Below are 21946 nucleotides of genomic sequence, written 5' to 3'. Positions count from 1 at the left end.
TTATCATCTGTAATTACTATTATAAAGCTCTCACCCTGTCATCTAAAGACAAAAAGAAAAGCTCCCCAACTTAGAGAGCTTACCAATGTACCATTCAATTATATAAGATTTCACTGCTTTTAACAGTGTATTGTATTCCATTCTTATTCCAGCTCTGTCTTTGAGTTAATCTTAATGACATTGTGCATGTGCAGATTTACTAAATGCTTGTCATTTCCTGTTGTTATTATTTTTCAGAACGCCCAACGAAGCGCTGAATATCTTCCCCAATCAAGGCCAGCGCATCTCTCCAGAACTCTGGTGAACGCACATCAATACCCATTAACTGCCCGGCATCTGCAACCATGGTGGTGCTGCTGGCGGCCAGGAAGGCTTGAAATTGCTCGGCGAATCCGCCTTCACGTTTCTTATACTGCGCGAATAGCCCTTTAGAGAACAACAGCCCAAACGAATACGGGAAATTCAGAAACTCATTGCCTGTCATATAATAACCAGCCTTGCTAACCCACTGGTAGGAATGAATAGAATCGGGGTCAATACTGCTTCCATAGGCCGCAGACATGGCATCCTGCATCAGGCTGTTCAGTTCTTCCACCGTTAGCGAGCCTGATTTCCTATGCTCATAAAGCTGGCTTTCAAACAGATAACGGGCATAGAAATCAACGATATAATAACCGGCATCCGAGAGGCTCCGCTCCAGGATCGGCAAGACTTCTCCTTCCGATGCACTCAGCAGTAACTCTTGATTAATCAGACCCTCACAAAAGATCGACGCCGTCTCGGCAATCGGAATCGGATAATCTATATTGACCATAGTCTTTCCGGCAAGACAGCTGCTATGGTAGGCATGGCCAATCTCATGCGCCAGTACACCAACATCCATATAGCTCCCGGTGAAGCTGGTTATAATCCGGCTCTCTTGGATTGGTGCGATATCAATGCACATGCCAAAGTTCCCTTTTCCTGCCCGTGACTCCGCATCGATCCATCTGGAGATGAACACCTTGCGGGCGAACGCACCCAGTTCTGTACTGAACGAGTTAAACCCGGCAACAATAAGCTCTTGTGCCTCCGGGTAGCTAATTTTGACGGAAGAATCCTCGCCAACCGGAGCAAAGATATCATGGAAAGGGAGCGGTCCTGCGTGGCCCAGAAGCTTTGCTTTGTGAAGATAATACTGATGAAAGGCAGGCAGGCTCTCCTTAATCGCTTGCAGCATTGCTTCCAGCGTCTCCTGATCCATACGCGAGGTCTCCAGTACTTTATACAGCGGCGATTTGTACCCTCTTAGCTCATAGATTCCTATCGCCTCTCCACACACCGCATTAAGACAAGCTGCACTCTGTTCGGCAACACTGCGGCAAGCCTTGGCTTCCGCTTCATATGCCGCCTGCCTAACCTGAGAATCATGGTCGTACACCAGATTGCGCAGCTCCGTCAAAGACAGCTGATGCGTTGCCCCTTTCATCTCCACCTCTACACGCAAGGTAGACTGTATCTTCATGTACAGCCTCTCCCACGCTTTGGCGCCGGTAAGCTGCATCCGGGCAATGACTGCCTCAGCTTCTTCACTGAGCAAATACCTTGACTGCTGCTGTAGCTGACGCAAATAAAAAGCATGCTGACCCACATACTCACCCGAGCCAATAATAGTATCAAGCTCTTCCCCACTCATGCTTGCCAGCCATTTGCTGAAACTTGCTAAAGCTTCTTCGGAACCCGCGGCCATTTCTTCCAATACATCCATCTGATTTGCAGCTTCTGTATTCCTGTTGTCAATGCTGAATACCAATTCTGCATAGCTGAATAAGCACAGATACACGCTCCTGAATGCATTATATTGCCTAAGAAAATCTTCCGTTAGAATCGCAGCCTTCTCTTGAGTGTGTAAATGAAGCTTTGCCCTCGCACCAAGTTCATCTGCAAGCTCTGCTGCATGTTTATAATCCTTTTGATATTTCTCCGACTGGAATGAGGAATACAGACTCTCCAAGTCCCATGTTAAGTTCATCGCCGTTAATCTCCTTATCGTAAACACAAGCAATGCTATACGTATCCCGGCAACCGGCCATATCGGACGTATAGCAGGCTGCGTTATATTTTATTGGGATAATTCGAATATTGTATTCTGCGGCTAAGACTTACATGTTTCCACCTCTTCCGGTACTATGTTAAGCAAAGTTAATGTCAAGTATAACACGCCCACTTATTCCCTAATATATGATAAGTCGCTGACCAATCTTCTTCTTCACTCACACCAAAAAGCCTCGCATCCGCAGGACTCGTCTCATTTTATCTTATTCATACCCCTATGCGGTGATGGTCAGACCATCAGGTACTCCGCATTCTCGTCGCATTCAGCGCACTTGGTCGGCGGCCCCAATCCGAGAATTCGTAAGCGTACATCCTCTTTTCTGTTCAAGCTTACTGCAATAGCTTACGCAATAGGAGTACCATTGGGTATTTCAATATCCGGCTTCAATAGAATGACATCTCCTTTTTCCGGAACGCCTCCCAAAACTAATACCTCCGATTTGAATCCTGCAATACGCCGAGGAGGAAAATTAACGATCGCTATAATTTGCTTCCCTACCAATTCTTCAGCCTTATACCGCTTAGTTATTTGTGCGCTTGAGGATTTCATCCCGATCTCCGGTCCAAAATCAATCTTAAGCTTTATCGCAGGGATCTTTGCTTCTTCAAAAAACTCCGCTTCCTTAATCGTTCCGACACGAATATCTAGTGCTGCAAAATCATCGATCGTTGCCAACGTTTTGCCTCCTCCACTAAAGTCTTTAACCGCTCACGAAAATATCTCTCACGCTTTCCGGCAGAACTTAATGAGTTCCGCTCGGTGTTGCGTTTTACTGCGCTGGGCGGAACGGCTGCAGGAGTCGAATCCCTTCCTCAATGGATCCCTCCATCAGTTCTAAGAGCTGGGGCACCAGTTCCTGCATCCGGGGGGCGCTCAGGTGCCGATCGAGGGCATCCCGGTTTTCCCAGCGCTCGTAGATGATGAATGTGCCAGGCTGGCCTTCTACCTCGTGAGCTTCGTAGTCAATGTTGCCCAGGTCGTTGCGCGACGGGGTGACAGCAGCAGTCATGAATGCCTTCATCTCGGCTTCTCTCCCTGCCTTAGCTCTCGCCTCCCAGAGTACAGTAACGTAACGGTTCTTTGTATCGTTCATGCTAATTCCTCCTAATTTATAAATACTTCGTATTTTTTGCTTTACCGTTTTCTCAAATGGGCAAATTCCCCGTTTATGCTTGAAATTCCAATGTATCAATAGCTTAGTTTAATGCTGTTATAATCGTCCAAAAGAACGATTAAAGCCTTGGCCCCCAAGAACATCTTGACGAACCACATCTAAACGACGCGTTTGGTATTCATCCAAAGCATCTTTTATAGAATTCGGATAATGTTTAATGGCGTCCATAATGGCAACCGTATCATCAAGTGAGTCATTAAAGCCTGCGCCAGTCATTGGTGACATGGTATGAGCTGCATCGCCGATCATGGCTATTCTTCCTTTTGACAATATATTAGGGATGTATTCATTAACAGGTGCCCCGATTAAACTGCGGTCCTTAATCGCGGTTTGCAAAATTGCATCATCTTCTTTATTCCAATTTGCTTGGCTGGTTTGTGATAGTTCTTCCAGTAGCGAATCCGGAATATCTCCACCGTATAAGGAATGCTGGGCAACCCCGTCCTTTAACACCCCTAACTCAGACAGCAATTGATTATGCGAATGATCAAACCAGCAAAAACCTATCCATCGCTGGCCAGGATTGGTTCCCCCCTCTATACCTGGCATCACCGCAGTTGTCAGTGTACCGGCAGCACTATTGTTGAAATAAGCGCTCGAAAGTTTCCGTTTTTTCCAGTCTTTCTTTGGCAGCAGTTCTTCGTCCACCTTCCCTACCCACACCAGATAGCCAGCATAATCTGCAAATGGTTTGTCAGGGTTTAAATAGCGGCGGACAATACTGCGATATCCATCTGCGCCAATCAAAAAGTCACCTTTAAACGTCTGCTCCTCATCACTGGTAGCCCAAGCAGATGATTCATTTTGCCCAACACTAACAATTCGTGTATTGTGCTGAAGGGTAATACCAGGTTCTTTAGCAACCGCATTGCGCAAACGTTCTTGAATGGCTGACCAGGCTTCAACATTGTTGTTACCATTGGATGCCAAGTGTCTTAATTCTCGTTCAATTTCACTATTACTATAAGGCTTTGTGTGTAAACGAATAAAAGCACCATTTCTTAATGATGAATCTGCACGTTCAAGAATGGTAACTGTATAACCAGAACGAGATAACGCAAGCCCCATCATTAGACCACCTAAAGATCCACCTACAATAATGGCATGTTCAAACTTGTTTTGTGGCATATTTCATTCCCCCATTTTAGCTTTCTGTCCAAGAGGATTCGTGAAACTGCCCGTTACTGCAGCTTCATCTGGCTGCGGAGCATCCGGTCGAGGAGTTTGTCTGGGAGAATGCGGACCAGTCGGGTCAGCAGTGCCGAATCGCGACCGACCGTATAGCGGGTGCGTGGCTTTCTTTCGTGGATTGCGCGTGAAATCACTGTTGCCACTTTCTCAGGGCGGATACCGTCCGTTGCCCACGTTTCAGCCTGAGCCTTCACGGCGTCAAAAAGACGATCATGGCGTCGGTGCTGGTCCGGCGTCATCAACTTGGCTAGCCGCTCCGCTGTCGTAATCCCGTGCTCCGACAGGCCAGTGCTGACGCCACCCGGAGTGATCATGATAACCTTCAATCCAAACGAGGACATCTCCCTGCGAAGACTGTCATTGATCGCTTCCATCGCATACTTCGCAGCCGAGTAAATTCCGAATCCGGGCATGGAGACCTTGCCGCCAACGGAGCCGATATTGACCACGCGTCCGCCGCTGTTCAATAACGCCGGGGTGAGTGCCTGAATAACCGCGACCTGTCCGATCACGCTGACTTCGATCTGGCGGCGCAATTCATCAAGCGGAACCATCTCGAGAGGCGCATTAACGGCGATGCCGGCATTGTTAACCACTGCCCGCAAAGGGCGACCAAGCGGATCTTTCTCCACCCGTTCGGCCAGCGCCTTTAGTGTGTCGATATTGGTAACATCGACGATCACCGGCTCGATATTTTTGCGTTTGATTTTGTCGGCGTCTTCCTGACGACGAACCCCCGCCAAAACGTGAAATCCTTCAGCGGCGAGCTGCTCCGCGGTAGCCCTACCGATGCCGCTGGACGTACCTGTCACGACGACCAGTTCTTGAGTTTTGAATGACATAGTAACCCTCCTAGGTTTGATAAGATATGGATCACGGTATAGCACCGCTATACAGGTATTATAGCGCCGCTATACAAAGTTGTATATAGCGGTGCTATATATTTTCTAAAGTGTTGCCCTGCGGTCTGAACATCGTTTTAACGGGCGTTGCGTGATGCACTCGGCGTACTACATTTCACTTATCACACAACACAAATCCAAGCGAACTAATGCTCGCATCCTCCAAACATAAAAAGATCGCCATCCTCTGGAGGTCCAGGTTGGATAGGCGATCTTTCTTATGCGTCTTCTAAATTGGGGCTTTGCCTGGAGTCTCCAGGCTCTGTCATCGAATCCCTCATTTTAAATCGGCGTCCGGCCTTTGGATCAAAATGATCTGCATTACGCTTTCCCGAATGAGATCAACGACGTCGGGTTGGGGTGGGGGTGCCTTACGGATCTGGGCCGTCACATAGAGCCAAGAGGCCGTATTGGCGGAAGCCCAGACCAGATCTGCCGCAGCCTGGGCTGACACAGCCAGTTTGCCTTCGGCGGCAACTCCCTGAATATTTTGCACTAGTGCTTGGTACGAATGATCTGCCGCCTCGATATGGGCGCCCTCGAGCAACCGCCCCATCATCGCCGCATAAATCCGAGGACGGGCTGCCGCGAAGCGGACATAGTCATCCCATCCTTGACGAAGAGCCATCTCTGGAATGGTGGACTCCACTGCGGCAATCTTGCTTTCAAATAACTGTTTGAATGCTTCCACTATAGCTGCACTTAGAAGTCCATCGGCATTTCCAAAATGGTGGTAGAGTGTAGGAGCCGTAACCTGCGCGATCGCAGTTACGGCTCGCGTCGAAAATTGGGCTCCGCCCTCCTCTTCGAGTACCTTAAGAGCAGCTGCCAATATTTTGTCATATGTGTTCATGCGTCCATTATAGCAGTGCTATATGCGTATGTCCATGACGAAGGTTGTACGCCTGCGACCATGATCCCTGTAGCCAAAAAAGGTACTGAGCATTTTTTTCAGATTAACTTCCTCATTGTACAGAAGAGATGGAGCTACTGTTGTGGGTATTTTAGGTTTGGCAGAGCCAAACCTAGTAGTGAAATCGCAATAATATAGTTCGCCCTACTTATGATAAGGTTCAGCTTAACGGGTCTAACGGCGAATTTTAAAGGTACCCAATTAATTAAATGACAATTTAAGCAACTCAAAAACCGGGATTCGCCAGATAAGGCGTCCCGGTTTTTGGCATTCTATGTTGGGTTAATCATCTCAGATAGCAGAGAATATCTTTCTCTCCCTGATCCATTATTGAAATCCATCTTTCAGCCAAGCGCTGGCTAATGCAGTCGCACCGCGGGCGGCCAACGTATCCGCCAAAGCATTCAACATGACGAAATCATGAATGATTCCTTGATAACGCACCGTTGTGACCTCCACACCAGCCTCCCGAAGCTTATTCCCATAGGCCTCACCTTCATCTCGAAGAACGTCGGCTTCCGCCGTAATGATGAGAGCTGGGGGAAGATCGCGAAGCTGGTCGATGGAAGCTCTCAGAGGAGAAGTATAGATTTCATTTAACTCTTCCGGTTTGTTGATGTACTGTTCCCAGAACCAAGCCATCCCGTCACGGCGAAGGAAGTATCCTTCGGCGAATTCATGATACGAGTCCGTATCCATTCCCCCATCCGTAACCGGATAGAACAGCAGCTGTCGTTTAATCGCAGGTCCCTTTCTTTCCTTAGCAATCAACGTGATTGCCGCAGTCATGTTGCCGCCAACGCTATCGCCACCGATGGAGATATGATCCGAATCCAGGCCATGAGCCTTGCCGGAGGAAGCGATCCATTGCAGCGTAGCATAGATCTCTTCAAGAGCTGTCGGGTATTTGACTTCGGGAGACAAGCTGTAATTAGGAAATACGATGGCGGATCCGCTTCTGACTGCTAGCTCGCGAATCAACCGGTCGTGGGTATGGGCATTACCGAACACCCATCCTGCACCATGTATGTACAAAACCGTTTTAAGCAGTTGGCCAGCCGTGTTCTTCGGACGCAGGATCCGAACGGACACTTGACCGCTTGGTCCGCCTGGGATGTTGAGATCCTCAATGTCTACATCTTTTTTCTTGGTATCTCCCGATTGAACTTCGTCTACCGTAGCTCTCCCCTGCTCAGGTTCAAGATGGAATAAGTAGGGCGGATTCGCAGTATCCTCAACAAATTGTTGTGCGGCGAACTCAAGAATATTCTTTTGGGTCATTTTCAACATTCTCCTCATATCATATTGGTTTTAGACAATTAAATTTTGCAAAATCATTATAGGTAAAAAATTCGATTCTATTATTGTGACAGCCAAGAATTGGCCAACAGCATTGCTCCGCGTGCAGCATTTGTATCCTTTAATGCATTCAACATCACAAAGTCATGAATAATGCCTTGAAAGCGTACGGCCGTTACAGGGACACCTGCTTCTCTGAGCTTGTTTGCATAGGCTTCGCCTTCATCTCGCAGGACATCCGCCTCACCAGTGATTACAAGTGTTTCCGGCAATCCCTTTAACTGATCAATCGTTGCACGAAGCGGCGAAGCATAGATTTCGTTCCTTTGTTTCGGATCTGTCGTATACTGATCCCAGAACCATTGCATACCATCACGACGCAGGAAATAGCCCGTAGCGAACTGTTGATAGGAGGCCGTGTCGAAATTGGCATCGGTAACGGGGTAGAAAAGAAGCTGCTTGCTAATTTTTGGGCCTTTACGGTCTTTAGCCATCAATGTAACCGCCGCCGTCATATTGCCCCCCACACTATCTCCAGCTACTGTGATTCTCTGTGAATTCAGTCCATTATTACTTCCATCTTTGGCCACCCATAATAGCGCTGTGTAAATCTCCTCGATAGCAACCGGATATTTTGCTTCCGGAGAGAGATCGTAATTCGTAAAGACCACAGCTGAGTTGGAACCGACGGCTAGCTCACGAATGAGACGCGAATGTGTCAGCTCGTCTCCAAATACCCAACCTGCTCCGTGGGTGTACAATATAACCGGCAGGTCTTTCGTTACTCCCTTCGGACGAACAATTGTAAGTGACACGCTGCCTTTTGGTCCGCCTGGAATCGTCAAATGCTGAAGATCAACGTCTGGCATTTCCACGTCACCTGATTGTACTTGATCCACGGCTTTCCTTCCCTCTACTGGGCCGAGATCGAACAAATAAGGAGGGTTGGCAGTATCCTCGACAAACTTCTGAGCTGCCGGTTCAAGCACGACTTTATTATTAGAAGTGGTGGTGTTATTTTCCGACACCGTGGAACCGATCGAAATCTGCTTGTTCTGAGCGTCGTAGACGGTCGAAACGTGTAGAGCATCCGCTAGGGTGCGAACCGGAAGATAAGTCGAGTTCTTATAGCTGATCGGCAAAACTTTGTTGCCGCTCGCATCCTTAGGAGCATATTCCGCGCCATTGACCTTGAACTTGATATCACTGTTTAAATATGCCGTGATCTTCTCTTGATTGTTTCCTGCATATACGCCGGCCGCGCCGGTAATTGTCATGCCGAGCGCCATCATGGCCACAACGGATGTTTTGAATTTGTTCTTCATTTTCGGGTTCTCTCCTTTGTTATTCCATTCATTGATAATCATATATTGCATCAATGGCGGGCCTTTGCCGTCTAATGTGGTTATGCCTACTCCTAGTTGTTAAAAATTTAATTTTGCACAACCATTATGGGTAAAAAAAGATTACAACTTTCGCAGCTCCCAGAGAATATCCTCCGGCTCCATCCTCTTGGTAAAGTCAGGATTCACGTATGTAGAGCGGATAACGGAGTATTCGTCAATCATGAACGTTCCCGTCACCGGAAGCAGCCAATGATCCGTCCCATTGTACTCGTGAAGATCAATATTATGGCTTAAATACATGCTCTTCAGATAGTCGGGCACTTCATACAACAGGTTATATTTGGTGGCAACGATTCCCTTAGGATCGCTGAGAACCTTAAAGGACAGTTCTGCTTTCTCTTGATCAGACAGCGTATAATCCGGCAATTGCGGACTGACTGCGATAAGCTGAGCGCCTAGCGCCTGAATATCGGGGAGAATCTCCTGGTAAGCTCTTAGTTGTCGATTGCAGTAAGGGCACCATCCTCCTCTGTAAAAGGTAAGGACAACGGGACCTTTTGCCAATTCGTCGGCCAAATTGATTTGGTTTCCAAGTGAATCTGGCAATTCAAAGTCCTTGGCTTTTGCCCCGACTGGTAGTCCTGTCGCCTTGCCTTCCTCTTGAAGTTGCTGGATGACACGTTGGTGTATAGCCTGCACTTCAAACGGGTTTGCTGCAGTGACCTTCTCTAACGCTGAAGTTAAGGTCGTTGTTGGCATGGTCACACCTCCAATGAATTATTTGCCGCTGGTCTGAATGACTTTGTCCGCTAATACTTTGATGGCTTTGTTTAGTTCCGACACTTCCTGGGTGGACATGCCACTGGCTGATAGGAGCGCGGATGGAATACAATCGGCTTCTCCCTTAAGGGCCAACCCTTTCTCTGTGAGCAGGACCAAGACGACCCTCTCATCTTCCGTCGATCGTACTCTCTGAATCAGTCCGTTCGCTTCCATCCGTTTCAGCAGCGGCGTCAAGGTGCCTGAATCAAGGTCTAACTGTTCTCCTAGTTCTTTGACCGTCCGCCCGTCACTTTCCCAGAGGGATAGCAACACGAGATACTGAGGATAGGTAATTCCCATCTCCTCTAATAGCGGTCGATACAACCGAGAAATAGCTCGGGAGCAAGCATATAATGAAAAGCAAAGGTGTTCGTTAAGTTGCAGCATGTGAGGTCAACCTCTCTATAATATTGTGCACAATTTAACTATAAACATGATAATTGGATGTCAACCCCTTCTTCTGGTAGGTGATCGCTTACTCCACTAGCTCCCGCAAGGCAGCCAGGGCGGCATCATAATTCGGATGATCCGTTAGCTCGCTCAAATATTCAGCGTAGTGGATGGTATCATCGGTGTCGACGATAAAGATCGCGCGTTGATCAAGCTGCAGCTCTTTTATCAACACGCCATAGGCTTCGCCGAAGTTACGGCGTTTATAGTCCGACAGGGTGACGACGCGCTCGATGCCGGCTGTCGCGCAAAACCGGCTCTGCGCGAAGGGCAAATCAACCGAGATCGTCAATACAACCACGCCATCGCCTAGCTTCGACGCCTCTTGATTGAATCGGCGCGTTTGCGCATCGCATACGTCGGTGTCCAGCGAAGGTACGACGGAAATGAGCTTGATTTGGCCCGCATAGTCGGAGAGGCTTGCTTCGGTCATCAGATCTTTATTAATGGTGAATGCGGGAGCCTTATCCCCGACTTTCAACTCCGGCCCTACCAAGGTGAGCGGTTGTCCACCTACTGTTGCTTTGCCTGTACGTTCTTGAGACAAAATAATAACCTCCATTAGATGATTTAGTTTTACTGTTATGTTGTGAATGCGAATTACTGCTGTTCGAGCAAAAAGCTTTCACAATCCAACGCCGCTTTGCAGCCGCTGCCTGCTGACGTGATCGCCTGACGGTAAATCGGATCCATGACGTCTCCGCAAGCAAATACGCCAGGAACATTCGTGCGGGAAGTTCCCGGAAAGACCTCCACATAACCGTGCTCGTCGGTTTGGATCTGGCCGCCTAGGAATCCGGTATTCGGATGATGGCCGATAGCAAGAAAGACTCCATCCGTTTCCAGTATCTCTTCCTCCCCCGTTGTGTTGTTGCGGACTCTAAGACCGGTCACACCTTTGTTACCAGACATCACTTCCAGCGGGGTTGCGTTAAGGCTCCACTCGATTTTCTCGTTTCTACGCGCACGTTCCTGCATGATTTGGGAGGCTCGAAGTTCCTCCCTGCGATGCACGACGCGGACTTCGGAAGCGAATCGCGTTAAGAACTGTGCCTCCTCCATTGCGGTGTCGCCGCCGCCAATGACAATGATCTTCTTGTTGCGGAAAAAGAATCCATCGCAGGTTGCACATGTGCTGACCCCTTGGCCGATATTTTCGACCTCACCGGGAATACCAATCATTTTCGCGGAAGCGCCGGTCGAAAGGATCACGGCATCCGCCGTTAATTCAGTTCCCCCTTCCAAATACAACGTGAACGGACGTTTCGATACATCCATGCGGGTTACGAAGCCGGATTGAATTCGTGCACCGAATCGCTCGGCTTGCTTACGCATATTATCCATGAGCTCCGTCCCTGTGATCCCCTCCGGGAAGCCGGGGAAGTTCTCGACTTCTGTCGTTGTCGTCAGTTGTCCGCCTGGCTGCGACCCTTCGATAATTAGCGGAGACAAGTTCGCCCGAGCCAAGTAGATTGCTGCCGTTAATCCCGCAGGACCCGTTCCGATAATAACTGTTTGATGATGTGACATGTATTCCACCTCGTTTTCAGTTGTATACAAATTATTTGTTCACAACCTTTATAAATCAATAATACCCACTCTAAATTCAATTGTCAACAACTTAATTTCAGACAATTGAATTTCAAGAAATTTCGTCGAGCAAGTTTTTCACGATAGACGCTAGAGATGCCCACTCAATAGTATCCTAATAAACAACCCCTAGACTTGAACACATACGTTCAAGTCTAGGGGCTGTTTATTTAAAAGCGCGTATTAATTCCTTATTGACCTTCCTCAGAATATCAACCTGATCCATGTCCAGTCGACCGATAGCGGCCACAAGCTCGTCAATTACTTGCTGCCTAACTGTTTCCTCCTGCTCATCCGTTTGCCAGTACGAAATAATTCGCCTGGTGATATGTTCAAGCCCTCAACAATCTTATCCAGCGTATCAATGGAGAATTGTGCTTCATAGGCGGCAAGTTGTAAAGCAATAGTCTTAAATCGCTCATCGTCTTGTTCAACATGTGAATGTATGAGCAGTTTAATTTGATCTGCTGTCGCCATTTTCCCCCCTCCATTCTTTGATTAAATAACAAACTCCTAGTCATTAGTGAAAATTTATCCTTAATCTGTAAGTGAGTTGTCTTAAAAAAGGTGCCTGTTTTTGTTCCTTTTTGATCAAATATACGAAAACCACAATGCTTTTGCCATTCATCAATACACGGTTTAATATAAATTTTTCGCCGTCACTTATGGTAGGGTTCAGCGTAACGGGGCTATCGGCGAAATGCGGCCCTGGGGCCGCCTATCCTTTGAGCGTATTGAATTGGAGCCGAATGTCACTTATAACCGCAACCAGGCAGACCGGTTATACAAGAGTACGAATAACATCGACCGTAGCCTTATGTTCTGCTCCGATCTCCGTTCTCCAGCATATCAAGCAGCAGGCTGGAAAGCGGGGCTGGAACTTGTGCATTTTGCGCCGCCGACAGCAAGAGGCCGACATCTTTCTGCGGAATTTTACTTTCGGATATGGATGACTTCTCGGCTATCATTTTGCCATAGTTTTGATAAATTGGGGCGGTAAACAGTGTGCTGGTAAGCATATTGACCGCTGCTGTGGGATTAACCCCGCCGCGCTCAGCTATTCCTAGTGCTTCTTCCAGTGAGCGTGCGGCGGAGACGATTAGGAAGTTACCGATCAGTTTGACGAGTACAGCCGAACCGGCTTCCTCGCCAAAATCAAAAATCCCTTTAGCTCCCATCGCTTCCAGCAGCGGCCGCACCCGCTCCTTTGCTTCCTGCGGACCCGCTATTGGAATCCACAATTGCCTGGCAGCGGCTGCCTCCGGCCGTCCAAAGATAGGCGCCTCAACATAGACGGAACCGTGCCGCGCGTGCAGATCCGCCAGTTTCTTACCCGTATCCGGCGACACCGTACTCATTGATACATGAATACCGCCTATGCCCAGGCGTTCTAAGAAATCTTCGCTTTTGACGACGTCTTCCAATGCTTCATCGTCCCATACCAAGGTGACGACGATGCCACCGGTTGTCACGGCGTCAGCTGGACGGACCGCCTGCAGCGCACCTTGGGCTACGAGCGGTTCCGCTTTTTCTGGGGTGCGGTTGTATACGGTCAACACATATCCTGCTTGGAGCAGATTGGCAGCGACTGGCATACCAAGCAGTCCGAGTCCGATAAATCCAATGTTTTCTCTCATGAATTTAACCTCCTTAGGATGCTAAACATGACGTTAACGTCATGTTTATAGCAAAAAAAATTAATCGCTATCATTGGCCTCGAGCCATCGCTCGAAACGTTCTATATGTGACTGCAAATCGCTGCGGAACTGCCCGAGCGCTTCAAGCTTCTGGTCCGTGTCGGCCAGATGCTGGCGCAGTATGCCGAGGACTTTCCGTTTCGGCAGCACCCCGCTCATATCCGTAAAGTAAAGCTCGATTACGTCCCGAATTTCCTCCAAACTTAGGCCAATCTTCTTCAACTGATCGATCTTATGCAGACGAGCAACCGTTTCTTCCGTGTAGTAATGATGACCATTGCCTTCGCGCTCGCCAGATGGAAGCAATCCAATGCTCTCGTAATAGCGAACCGTGCGCTGGGTTACCCCGGCTCGTTCTGTCAAATCGCCAATGCGCATGCGGTTCATGATGTATCACTCCTTCCAAGATATAATATGACGTTAACGTCATGTTTGCATGATAGCATTTGGATTGGAAAATGTAAAGGCACCTGAACTTCGCCCTACTTATGATACGGTTCACCGTAACACTGTAACGGCGAATTTTTATAAATAAAGACAAAGAGCAAAACATCAGTTTTGCTCTAAAAACAGTTATTTCCATCCTCCCGCCTATCCAACATTCTTCGTCCAAAAGCTTTACAACTAACGCTTTCTCACGACATTTTGACAAGCTCAAAGACGCCGCAAAAGACGATCGTAAATGGACGGTTAATGAGGTTTATCTAGGCAAACCGTGGAACTATTTCGGAGTAGAAGCTGGGAAATGAGTGGCTGATGCAACGCGCATCACCAAGCTATTTGTGGCGGTAAATTTGTGGCCAACTCTTTAGTGAGATGGCCTTTCTTTAGGTTCTTGTAAACCCATTCACGCTGAATGCTTGCATCACTACTTGTCGTTGCTTGTGATGGCTAATCTTTCAGTGCATACCAAAAGGACCAAGCGTGACAAACACATCGCTTGATCCTTTTGATGAAATGGACAAATTACTGCATTGTACTCAACAGCGTCTTGATCTCTGGGTCAAGGTTCAGCATGTTTAGAATGACCTGAAGCGCTTTTCCATTCAGCGTAAATTTCATCGATCAGCCCCCTCCTAAAAATTGAACGTTTTCCAATCTGTCTTCATCTTTCAAGGAGAACCTTCTACAGCACCCCATACTCGAATTCAGCTGGTTACGGAAGAGCCCTCGTAGGCTCTGTTTTTCGGATGAGGACGAAACCACGATGCTGTAAGGGCCAATAGGGAAGTCATTATCAATGCGATGATGACCCAGCGGTAGCCGTGAATGATGAAAGCAAAATCAACGTCCGATATCACAGCGTTTTTTCCGGAATACAGCACGTTCTTCATATGGTCTGGTAGCGCCGCACTGACAATGGTTAAAGAAAGGGCCGTACTCAGCACCTGGCCCAAGTTATAAAGCATGGACCGCAGCCCATTTGCCACCCCTCGGCTGTTCTCAGGAACGGACGACATGATCTCCATCGTATTGGGAGTAAGAAATAAGCCAGTCCCGATCCCGATTAACAGCATCCCGCATGCGGTGGCCCCGTAAGGGAAATTCCCTCCGAGTACGAATAAGAGCAGCAGTAGTCCTGCTATGGATAGGAGTATTCCAAGCGAGGATAGGACTCGAAGGGCGATTCTCTTGGTTAACATGCCGGCAATGGGGGATATGATCAACATTCCTATCGTAATTGGAAGAATCCTTAGACCGGCCTCAAGTGCGTTTTGGTGGAAGGCAAATTGGAAGTACAGCGCGAAAAGCAGGGCAACAGCCGTGCGAGCAAAGGAATGAAAGAAGGTAGCGATATTCGCCATACCGAACATCCAATTTTTGAAAAGGCTTATATCCAACAAAGGGGAAGCTGAACGATGCTCATACCATAAAAAAATAGGGGTTATTATCGCGAATATAGCAAAACCTCCAATCACTTGCTTGTCTCCCCAGCCCAGCTCTCCCCCTTGGATAGAGCTATGATTAAACCAGCTAAAGCGATAAAGACCAGTATACCCCCATATCGATCGACTTTGGTACGAGGCTCTGTCAGCGGCTTCTCCCTTAGAATCTGGAGGCCCCAGATGAAGGCAGTGATCCCGAAGGGAACATTGAACCAGAATACCCACCTCCAGCCCCAAGCAGTTGTTACCAGGCCGCCTGCGACGGGGCCTAGCACCTGCGCGATGGAAGCGGACAAGATATTCAGGCCTAGACCCGTGCCAAGCTTCGATTTGGGAAAAGCATCGGATATCAGCGGCGTTGTGTTCGTCACCACGAGAGCCCCTCCGGCAGCCTGTAAGATGCGGAGAAGAATGAGTACCTCTACGTTCGGGGAATAGCCAAGAAGCAGACTGGTTACGGTAAACACACCCAATCCGATTAAATACATCCGCCTTTTTCCGAAAATATCCGAAATTTGACCGAAGACCAAAATCAGAATGGTATTAACCAGCATGTAGGAAAGCAAAATCCAGCTGGAGGTTGTTGCATCCGCATGAAAATACCGGCTTAATTCCGGCAAGGCGACATTTAGCGTTCCCATATTGATTAGAACCAGAAACGCACCGAGACTAGTTACGGATAAGACATACCAAGGATACATCAGATCGTTCTGGGGACGTTTCCTTTGGGTCATAGAGATCAACCTCCTGCAATAACCTTACGATCTCTCTTCAGTAAAGGTTGAGATGATTTCTTGTGTGGTGCGAGTACGCCCAATACGCGGGAAAATGTGGTCTTTTACGTAATCATGCTCGGCTTGGGAAAATCCAGTCATCGCATCAATCGCAAAAATCTGCTGATAGCCATGCATAAACGCTTCCCGCGCAGTCGTATCCACACCAAGTCCGGTTGCGATGCCACATAAAACGATGGTATCGATTCCCCTGCGGCGCAGCTGCAGGTCGAGCTCCGTCCCGTAAAAGGCTCCCCACTGCTTCTTGGTAATGATGTGGTCTGTATCGGCGACCCGCATTTCTGGGACGATCTCATCCCATCCCTCAGGCAGATTCAGTGCAGGTGCAGGGGTATCCAGCTTCGGTTTAGGAATATCTTTCAGGTCCTTGCTGGATACCCTGACCAGGGCAACCATCGAGCCTTGTTCACGAAAAGCATCGGCCAAGACGGCCGCATTTGATACCACCTGCTCGGCGGAATAAGGGGCGTATTGGTTCCCTAACCACTTTTGCAGATCAATGACAACCAGCGCTGTTTTTTGCGGATCAAATAATTTTTCCATACCGACATTCTCCTCATCATTTTTATTTGACTGTAAGTCACCAATCGTGAACTTTAGGTCATTTGACTTGATGTTTTATATTTTGTACTATGATTCATAGCAAGTCAAGGAGGGAGAATCTTTTTTATGATTGTGACAAGGGAAGAGGTAGTACAATCAGCGACGAGGCTTTTTAAGGAACGCGGGTTTCTTTCGACGACGATACAGGATATTGCCGAGGATTGCGGTATTGCCAAAGGAACGGTCTATAAATACTTTCCTTCAAAAGAGGACCTCTTTAGCAAGGTATTTAATCAATGTCATAACAACTATTTTGATCAAGTCGATGAGCTGACACGTCTTCCCGGACTATCGCCGGAAGAACAGTTTGTGCAGCAGATCGTTTTGCGATTCCGTTACTTTATGGAGTATAAACATATTCTGGTCGAATTTACTGAGCTCCCTATTCAACAGGATCCCAAGTTCCAGCCGCTCAGACACAAGGTTAGGGGGCGGCTCATCCGATGGCATAGAGATTGTTTGCTGCATGTGTATGGCGAGGAAATCCAACCGTTCCTATGGGATTTGGTTGCCATCTATCGGGCGATTCTGAAGGAATATCTATTTTGGATTGTATATGAGGAGAGGTCGTTATCACTCGAGGAAACGGCGAAGTTCATCTTGGACAAGCTCCATGTGCTCGTTAAGCATATGATGACGTCCGATCTTAAGTCTATGCTGAACCAAGCTTCATTTGAGAGGTATTTAAACTGGGGATTCGAGGACCGGCAGGGTGAGAAGGGGCAGATTCTTTCAGAACTGTTTCGGGAGATGGATACGGCCATTAACACGATCCCGGCCGGTGCCGTACATCGTTCGGAAATAAGGGAGCTTTACCGTTTTATCCAGACGGAGGTTAGCAATGAGGCAGCGAATCATCCGTTGATACAAGCCTCGCTGTGCTATTTGGAGAGGGAGAAGGAACTTAAAAGTCTGGTCGTTCAGTTGAGGAATATTATATTCTCGGGTATTTAGCCTGATGGAATAACAGGACCGATTGGTTGGAACGGTACCAACTAGATGACAGAAGCCCCAATGCTATTTCTACTCAAAAGTACCCACAGCCCAAACACCTTTTATCAAAGTGTCCAGTCTATGGGTACCGGTTTACACAGTACTAGGATTTAGTACATAAATGTCTGCCGTTTAAAGCCTATCGTTTTCTTACTGATGCCACTTCATAAGTTATGATCTCACTTCCGAGAATTGAAGATTCCTTCTTTTCTGCCTTTGATCCTGATTCTGGACGTTGGTGCGCCGATTTAAAGGTATCGCTGCTTCTCCAAGCTGTAAAGGATCCATATTCCCCCAATACATGTTTACATTTAACTCAGGCTTTCTATTATAAATTTTGCCCTACTTGTGATACGGTTCACCCCGATTAATTTTCACCGCTCGGTAAATCTGCTCTACCAGCACCAATCGCATCAGCTGATGTGGCAAGGTCATCCTTCCGAAGCTCAGCTTCTGTTGGGCGCGGCGGAGGACTTCGTCAGAGAGACCATGACTGCCGCCAATGACGAAGACAACATGGCTTGTACCGTAGGTGCCGAGCTTGTCCAATTCCTCTGCGAGTTCTTCCGAGCTCCACAGTTTGCCGTCGATGGCGAGCACAATGACATGTGCTTCACTTTTCACATGAGCAAGGATGCGCTCTCCCTCTCGCTCCTTGACCTGTCGAACCTCCGCCTCGCTCAGTGTATCAGGAGCCTTTTCATCGGCTACTTCGATCATTTGAAACTTGATGTATGGCCCTAGCCGTTTAGCATATTCCTGAATGCCCATGACCAAATACTTCTCTTTTAACTTGCCAACACCTATAAGCTGAATAAACAAATTCCATACCCCTATCTATGTCGAATGATAATGTAAAATCGTATTTACGATCCCTAACTTAAAAACATACCTGTAACATAGTTATTTTAGCACCTGAAACGCCTCTTACCTATCTATTTCCTCTCCGTTACAAGCCTATTCCCTGTTCAGATTATAGCGGATCATTCATTTACGCTCTGCACAATGAAATCCCTATCCGTTTCGTATTCATCAAGACACTGCATTAGCATCTGTCGATATTGGCTGATTTGTTCCGCTGTCGCTGACTCCCGTAATGATTCGAACAATGCTGTACATTTCTTAAATTGACCATCATTACCCGACTGATCGGCTAGTTGCATCGCCTTCACAGTAAGTCCCACTGCATCCTGTAATCTGCCACACTTCCGATAGTACAAAGCCAAGTGATAGCAGTAGCTATAATAGTAAGATATATTCTCTGCGTCTTCATAACTCTCAAATTCATCAATCTGCTCTACAAACGTATGTAAAATATCTCCTACATCCAAATGATACATAAGCGCTGCCTGTAATATGGTATTCAGCCCCGGTAATATTTCCTCTAGATTATCCTGCAAAAAGGCTACGTATTCCTCGACAAGCTCTATATTTCCAGACAAAATATCTACTGCATATAAATTAGTTTTGGCTAAAAACCTGAACTCCTCGACAACCTGAATGTCTTCTTCCTTTAGATCCTCCATCCACCCCAGCTCAGCATACTTATAGATGCACTCCCTTGCCTGCTCATATGTACCCTGGTTCTGGTGAGCCATTCCACACATCAGGTGACTGAGCCCAAAATAATATACCAACGGACGTTCTAAATTGACATGCGGGATGGATAATTTCATCGCTTTATGATACTGCCGTTCTTCATAGATACGCTGTACACATTGGTACAAAATATCTGCCGTCTCCATCACCTTCTTCCAATTTTCAAAAGCCACAGCCATCTCTAACATTTCAACAATGATGTCCGGTTTGAGTGATTTTAGAATGTCCTCTTGCAAAAATATTACCTCCTCTAGTATATCCTCATTATCGATTTAGAGTCGCTAACCACTCGTGAGGAGTGACTAAACAAATTAATTATACTACTTAAAATGCGTAATATAAACCATTTTTACTATATATTTTGACCTGACTTTTATACTTCATCTTCCATAAGCTTGTTATGAGGTGGTTATATGACAGAATTACGCAAGCAAATGGGTATAAGAATCCGTGCTATTCGAAATGCAAAGGGACTAACACAGCAAAAACTGGCTGACATCGCAAGCTTGGACTATCGATATATTGGTGCATTAGAAAGAGGCGAAAGAAACTTTTCGATTGATACCTTGGAGAAAGTGTTAACTGCCTTAAACGTGTCTATCAGTGAATTGATGTTTTCCAAAGAACATATGACTACAGACGAAATTATTCGGCAAGAGGCGGTAGATGAGTTTGTTGCGTTGACCAGCAGATTGAATGAGGAGCAAATCGGCATTCTCAGACGAGTTAGTAAAGAAGTCTCACGCGCGTTCGACTAAGTCATTCCACCCTAAAAAAGCCTTGAATAAAACCAAAAAAGAGCACCGCACAGGTGCCCTCCAAACCTTCTACAAAAATACTCAAGCGTACAACATAAAAAAGCTCACTTCATGTCCCAGTTGCTTCAGATAATTATAAATCTGCGAGCGGTGATGGAACACATGGGTTACGGTCTCAATCTGCCATTGAACCTGTAGATGTCCGTGCTCCATATAGAAGGCCTTCGTCGAACGGTTCAGATAATCGTCTTCGCTGAGTGAAAGAATGTAAGCCTTATAAGCCTCAAAATTCTGCCTGAAAGTCGCAGCCAAGCGCTCGGGATCTTCCACCCCGGACAGGCTGCTTTCAATGCTTCCCACTTCACCCTCGGACTTCTCCTGCATAATCGCAAGATCGGAAGCAGGAATAAGCACAAAGTGATGTACTAACTCCAGTAGTGAGCGGAAATTTTCTTGCGGGCGAAAGCTCCAATCCTCTGGACGTATTTTACGGATTAAGGCTTCCCCCGTCCGTACTCCGGTCTCCAGCTCATTCAGCAGATGATCGCGAACTTGCAGCGTTCCACTCATATTTTCATCTCTCCTTTGCCATTGTTATTCATATTTTGAGTATAGCCGAAGCCTCTGGGCGTGTATTGTAAAAATCGGACAACTTCCGTAAATCCTTAGCCGCAGTAAGCGGAGAATCTCCATAAAACCTGCGAAAATCGCGGATCAGATGCGCCTGGTCGAAAAAGCTGTGCTTCAATGCCAGCTCCGTCCAATCCAGACCCCCGCCGCTTTGGATACTGTGTAGAACGCTCTGGAAGCGGACGACTTCACTGAACTTTTTGGGGCTGATTCCGATCCATTGTCCAAACTTACGATTGATCTGCCTTTCACTGATCGCCTCACACTCCGCAAGCTCCTTAACCCCCACACTCCCACCGCTCACAAAGATGCGATGCAGCAGGTTTTTCATCAGGTCACAATCGCTTGTCCTACGGCGCAGCAGAAGCTGGTTAAGATACTCATCCATTATGCGCACCCGTTCATTGAAATTCTGCGCTTCCATAATGCGCTCACCTATGACGGCGATGCTTTCGGGCCAGAGATCTTCCAAGCGATAATTACCGCCTGTAAACAAGTGAGTCGGCATACCGTGAAAATAATGTGCCCCACCGGGGAAAAATCGCACCGCAAAAATGCGTGTCTCGGACCCTGCTTGTCTGGCAGACACAAACGGTTGCGTAAATGTCCCACAGTACGAGAGTTCCTGACGCTTACTCACCGGGTCGTATTCTAATAGAATATCCGTACAGCCGTCAGGTAATACCCGCTCCATGGTTTCTTCATGCGGCAGGCTTAGCAAAGCGGTGTCTTCGCACGAAGCTGCTAGATTCCCCTCTACCACCCTATTAGCCGGACCGGACTCCCAATAACAGGCCACGTAAGCTTTCAGTGCAGCAGACGGCTTTTGTTCGATATAAAACGTGGACAGATCACTTCCATTGACTTGAAGCGGACGAAATAGTGAATGCAGCAAAGGGTCCATCCATCGTTCACTCCTGTCTCAGCACGTGGTGGGAATAAATATAGCTCTATGTATGGGGTATTTTTGCAATAAATCTTGGTACACAAAAAGGACGTTTCTCCCCGAAACGCCCGTGCTTGTTTTTTTAGACGACCAAAAACTCGGCTTTCTTCTCACATTCCTTGCACTTCACTGGAGGGTCCCAATCCGAAAATTTCGTTTCCTTGAGATCGACGACATCCGGTGCATCCTCGTATTCATCGACGAACATATCAATTGCCAGTTCCACATGCTCTTTACATACCACGTACATTCCAGTTG

General features: G+C 47.3%; 25 protein-coding genes. 2 read left to right on the top strand and 23 right to left on the bottom strand.

The annotated features are described in order from the left end of the window. Positions 1-226: 226 nt before the first annotated feature. From ACQ4MX_RS15325 to ACQ4MX_RS15240, 18 genes are all read right to left on the bottom strand, one after another. Positions 227-2011, bottom strand: a complete 1785-nt coding sequence (locus tag ACQ4MX_RS15325; protein ID WP_431085724.1) for a M3 family oligoendopeptidase — start codon at positions 2009-2011, stop codon at positions 227-229. A 426-nt stretch (positions 2012-2437) separates the two neighbouring features. Next, complete coding sequence (gene csaA, locus ACQ4MX_RS15320) at positions 2438-2770, bottom strand: chaperone CsaA (RefSeq protein ID WP_025720754.1); 333 nt, start codon at positions 2768-2770, stop codon at positions 2438-2440. Between the two features lie 94 nt (positions 2771-2864). Further along, positions 2865-3188: a putative quinol monooxygenase gene (locus ACQ4MX_RS15315; RefSeq protein ID WP_013312741.1), complete on the bottom strand. Its 324-nt coding sequence runs from the start codon at positions 3186-3188 to the stop codon at positions 2865-2867. 117 nt (positions 3189-3305) lie between these two features. Further along, a complete protein-coding gene (locus ACQ4MX_RS15310) occupies positions 3306-4397 on the bottom strand; it encodes an FAD-dependent monooxygenase (RefSeq protein WP_431085723.1) in 1092 nt (363 codons plus the stop codon). Between the two features lie 53 nt (positions 4398-4450). Beyond that, positions 4451-5302, bottom strand: a complete 852-nt coding sequence (locus ACQ4MX_RS15305) for an SDR family oxidoreductase (RefSeq protein WP_431085722.1) — start codon at positions 5300-5302, stop codon at positions 4451-4453. 337 nt (positions 5303-5639) lie between these two features. Continuing rightward, a complete protein-coding gene (locus tag ACQ4MX_RS15300; RefSeq protein WP_431085721.1) occupies positions 5640-6215 on the bottom strand; it encodes a TetR/AcrR family transcriptional regulator in 576 nt (191 codons plus the stop codon). A 387-nt stretch (positions 6216-6602) separates the two neighbouring features. Then, positions 6603-7556 (bottom strand): alpha/beta hydrolase, encoded by a 954-nt coding sequence (locus tag ACQ4MX_RS15295; RefSeq protein ID WP_431085720.1) that lies wholly within the window; start codon positions 7554-7556, stop codon positions 6603-6605. Between the two features lie 80 nt (positions 7557-7636). Next, positions 7637-8602: an alpha/beta hydrolase gene (locus tag ACQ4MX_RS15290; RefSeq protein ID WP_431091345.1), complete on the bottom strand. Its 966-nt coding sequence runs from the start codon at positions 8600-8602 to the stop codon at positions 7637-7639. Between the two features lie 438 nt (positions 8603-9040). Next, positions 9041-9679 carry a peroxiredoxin-like family protein gene (locus tag ACQ4MX_RS15285; RefSeq protein WP_431085718.1) on the bottom strand — a complete coding sequence of 213 codons (639 nt, stop codon included), beginning with the start codon at positions 9677-9679 and terminating at the stop codon, positions 9041-9043. 18 nt (positions 9680-9697) lie between these two features. Next, positions 9698-10129, bottom strand: coding sequence for a MarR family winged helix-turn-helix transcriptional regulator (locus ACQ4MX_RS15280; RefSeq protein ID WP_431085716.1), 432 nt, complete (start codon positions 10127-10129; stop codon positions 9698-9700). Positions 10130-10217: 88 nt separating this feature from the next. Further along, the gene (gene tpx / locus ACQ4MX_RS15275; protein ID WP_431085715.1) at positions 10218-10739 is read right to left on the bottom strand and encodes a thiol peroxidase; all 522 of its coding nucleotides are present in this window, start codon (positions 10737-10739) and stop codon (positions 10218-10220) included. A 53-nt stretch (positions 10740-10792) separates the two neighbouring features. After that, entirely contained in the window at positions 10793-11722 is a 930-nt protein-coding gene (gene trxB, locus ACQ4MX_RS15270; protein WP_431085713.1) for a thioredoxin-disulfide reductase, read from the bottom strand. A gap of 321 nt (positions 11723-12043) precedes the next feature. Next, positions 12044-12259 (bottom strand): hypothetical protein, encoded by a 216-nt coding sequence (locus ACQ4MX_RS15265; RefSeq protein WP_431085712.1) that lies wholly within the window; start codon positions 12257-12259, stop codon positions 12044-12046. 338 nt (positions 12260-12597) lie between these two features. Next, positions 12598-13419, bottom strand: a complete 822-nt coding sequence (locus ACQ4MX_RS15260) for an NAD(P)-dependent oxidoreductase (RefSeq protein WP_431085711.1) — start codon at positions 13417-13419, stop codon at positions 12598-12600. Between the two features lie 60 nt (positions 13420-13479). Continuing rightward, positions 13480-13866 carry a MerR family transcriptional regulator gene (locus tag ACQ4MX_RS15255; RefSeq protein ID WP_431085710.1) on the bottom strand — a complete coding sequence of 129 codons (387 nt, stop codon included), beginning with the start codon at positions 13864-13866 and terminating at the stop codon, positions 13480-13482. A 761-nt stretch (positions 13867-14627) separates the two neighbouring features. Continuing rightward, a complete protein-coding gene (locus tag ACQ4MX_RS15250; RefSeq protein ID WP_431085709.1) occupies positions 14628-15284 on the bottom strand; it encodes an MFS transporter in 657 nt (218 codons plus the stop codon). Between the two features lie 110 nt (positions 15285-15394). Next, positions 15395-16099 (bottom strand): MFS transporter, encoded by a 705-nt coding sequence (locus tag ACQ4MX_RS15245; RefSeq protein WP_431085706.1) that lies wholly within the window; start codon positions 16097-16099, stop codon positions 15395-15397. Between the two features lie 24 nt (positions 16100-16123). Continuing rightward, positions 16124-16702, bottom strand: coding sequence for a hydrolase (locus ACQ4MX_RS15240; RefSeq protein WP_431085705.1), 579 nt, complete (start codon positions 16700-16702; stop codon positions 16124-16126). Between the two features lie 126 nt (positions 16703-16828). On the opposite strand from ACQ4MX_RS15240, the gene ACQ4MX_RS15235 reads away from it, so the two are divergent. Further along, positions 16829-17716, top strand: a complete 888-nt coding sequence (locus ACQ4MX_RS15235; protein WP_431085703.1) for a TetR/AcrR family transcriptional regulator — start codon at positions 16829-16831, stop codon at positions 17714-17716. Between the two features lie 381 nt (positions 17717-18097). On the opposite strand, the gene rlmH is transcribed toward ACQ4MX_RS15235, so the two are convergent. Together rlmH and ACQ4MX_RS15225 are read right to left on the bottom strand one after the other, a co-directional pair. Further along, positions 18098-18577, bottom strand: coding sequence for a 23S rRNA (pseudouridine(1915)-N(3))-methyltransferase RlmH (gene rlmH, locus ACQ4MX_RS15230; RefSeq protein WP_013312768.1), 480 nt, complete (start codon positions 18575-18577; stop codon positions 18098-18100). Between the two features lie 161 nt (positions 18578-18738). Further along, positions 18739-19590 carry a DNA-binding protein gene (locus tag ACQ4MX_RS15225; RefSeq protein WP_431085702.1) on the bottom strand — a complete coding sequence of 284 codons (852 nt, stop codon included), beginning with the start codon at positions 19588-19590 and terminating at the stop codon, positions 18739-18741. 177 nt (positions 19591-19767) lie between these two features. Here ACQ4MX_RS15225 and ACQ4MX_RS15220 point away from each other — a divergent pair, with 177 nt between their 5' ends. Then, positions 19768-20112: a helix-turn-helix domain-containing protein gene (locus tag ACQ4MX_RS15220; RefSeq protein WP_431085700.1), complete on the top strand. Its 345-nt coding sequence runs from the start codon at positions 19768-19770 to the stop codon at positions 20110-20112. 81 nt (positions 20113-20193) lie between these two features. On the opposite strand, the gene ACQ4MX_RS15215 is transcribed toward ACQ4MX_RS15220, so the two are convergent. The 3 genes from ACQ4MX_RS15215 to ACQ4MX_RS15205 all read right to left on the bottom strand — a co-directional run bounded on the left by ACQ4MX_RS15215 (position 20194) and on the right by ACQ4MX_RS15205 (position 21938). After that, on the bottom strand, positions 20194-20682 hold the full coding sequence (locus ACQ4MX_RS15215; RefSeq protein WP_431085698.1) for a DinB family protein: 489 nt from the start codon (positions 20680-20682) through the stop codon (positions 20194-20196). A gap of 28 nt (positions 20683-20710) precedes the next feature. Further along, a complete protein-coding gene (locus ACQ4MX_RS15210) occupies positions 20711-21646 on the bottom strand; it encodes an AraC family transcriptional regulator (protein WP_431085696.1) in 936 nt (311 codons plus the stop codon). 124 nt (positions 21647-21770) lie between these two features. After that, positions 21771-21938 carry a CxxH/CxxC protein gene (locus ACQ4MX_RS15205; RefSeq protein WP_013373879.1) on the bottom strand — a complete coding sequence of 56 codons (168 nt, stop codon included), beginning with the start codon at positions 21936-21938 and terminating at the stop codon, positions 21771-21773. Between the last annotated feature and the right edge of the window lie 8 nt (positions 21939-21946).

Source organism: Paenibacillus sp. 8b26 (assembly GCF_050626875.1).
Taxonomy (GTDB): Bacteria; Bacillota; Bacilli; order Paenibacillales; family Paenibacillaceae; genus Paenibacillus.
This window is presented reverse-complemented; position numbering and strand designations above follow the sequence as displayed.

Coding starts and splice junctions, on each gene's coding strand:
- trxB (WP_431085713.1), bottom strand. CDS start 11,722: ATGTCACATCATCAAACAGTTATTATCGGAACGGGTCCTGCGGGATTA.
- ACQ4MX_RS15300 (WP_431085721.1), bottom strand. CDS start 6,215: ATGAACACATATGACAAAATATTGGCAGCTGCTCTTAAGGTACTCGAA.
- ACQ4MX_RS15305 (WP_431085722.1), bottom strand. CDS start 5,302: ATGTCATTCAAAACTCAAGAACTGGTCGTCGTGACAGGTACGTCCAGC.
- ACQ4MX_RS15260 (WP_431085711.1), bottom strand. CDS start 13,419: ATGAGAGAAAACATTGGATTTATCGGACTCGGACTGCTTGGTATGCCA.
- ACQ4MX_RS15255 (WP_431085710.1), bottom strand. CDS start 13,866: ATGAACCGCATGCGCATTGGCGATTTGACAGAACGAGCCGGGGTAACC.
- ACQ4MX_RS15210 (WP_431085696.1), bottom strand. CDS start 21,646: ATGGACCCTTTGCTGCATTCACTATTTCGTCCGCTTCAAGTCAATGGA.
- ACQ4MX_RS15315 (WP_013312741.1), bottom strand. CDS start 3,188: ATGAACGATACAAAGAACCGTTACGTTACTGTACTCTGGGAGGCGAGA.
- ACQ4MX_RS15215 (WP_431085698.1), bottom strand. CDS start 20,682: ATGAGTGGAACGCTGCAAGTTCGCGATCATCTGCTGAATGAGCTGGAG.
- ACQ4MX_RS15295 (WP_431085720.1), bottom strand. CDS start 7,556: ATGACCCAAAAGAATATTCTTGAGTTCGCCGCACAACAATTTGTTGAG.
- ACQ4MX_RS15235 (WP_431085703.1), top strand. CDS start 16,829: ATGATTGTGACAAGGGAAGAGGTAGTACAATCAGCGACGAGGCTTTTT.
- ACQ4MX_RS15325 (WP_431085724.1), bottom strand. CDS start 2,011: ATGAACTTAACATGGGACTTGGAGAGTCTGTATTCCTCATTCCAGTCG.
- ACQ4MX_RS15265 (WP_431085712.1), bottom strand. CDS start 12,259: ATGGCGACAGCAGATCAAATTAAACTGCTCATACATTCACATGTTGAA.
- ACQ4MX_RS15250 (WP_431085709.1), bottom strand. CDS start 15,284: ATGGCGAATATCGCTACCTTCTTTCATTCCTTTGCTCGCACGGCTGTT.
- ACQ4MX_RS15245 (WP_431085706.1), bottom strand. CDS start 16,099: ATGACCCAAAGGAAACGTCCCCAGAACGATCTGATGTATCCTTGGTAT.
- ACQ4MX_RS15205 (WP_013373879.1), bottom strand. CDS start 21,938: ATGTACGTGGTATGTAAAGAGCATGTGGAACTGGCAATTGATATGTTC.
- ACQ4MX_RS15220 (WP_431085700.1), top strand. CDS start 19,768: ATGACAGAATTACGCAAGCAAATGGGTATAAGAATCCGTGCTATTCGA.
- ACQ4MX_RS15285 (WP_431085718.1), bottom strand. CDS start 9,679: ATGCCAACAACGACCTTAACTTCAGCGTTAGAGAAGGTCACTGCAGCA.
- ACQ4MX_RS15280 (WP_431085716.1), bottom strand. CDS start 10,129: ATGCTGCAACTTAACGAACACCTTTGCTTTTCATTATATGCTTGCTCC.
- ACQ4MX_RS15240 (WP_431085705.1), bottom strand. CDS start 16,702: ATGGAAAAATTATTTGATCCGCAAAAAACAGCGCTGGTTGTCATTGAT.
- ACQ4MX_RS15310 (WP_431085723.1), bottom strand. CDS start 4,397: ATGCCACAAAACAAGTTTGAACATGCCATTATTGTAGGTGGATCTTTA.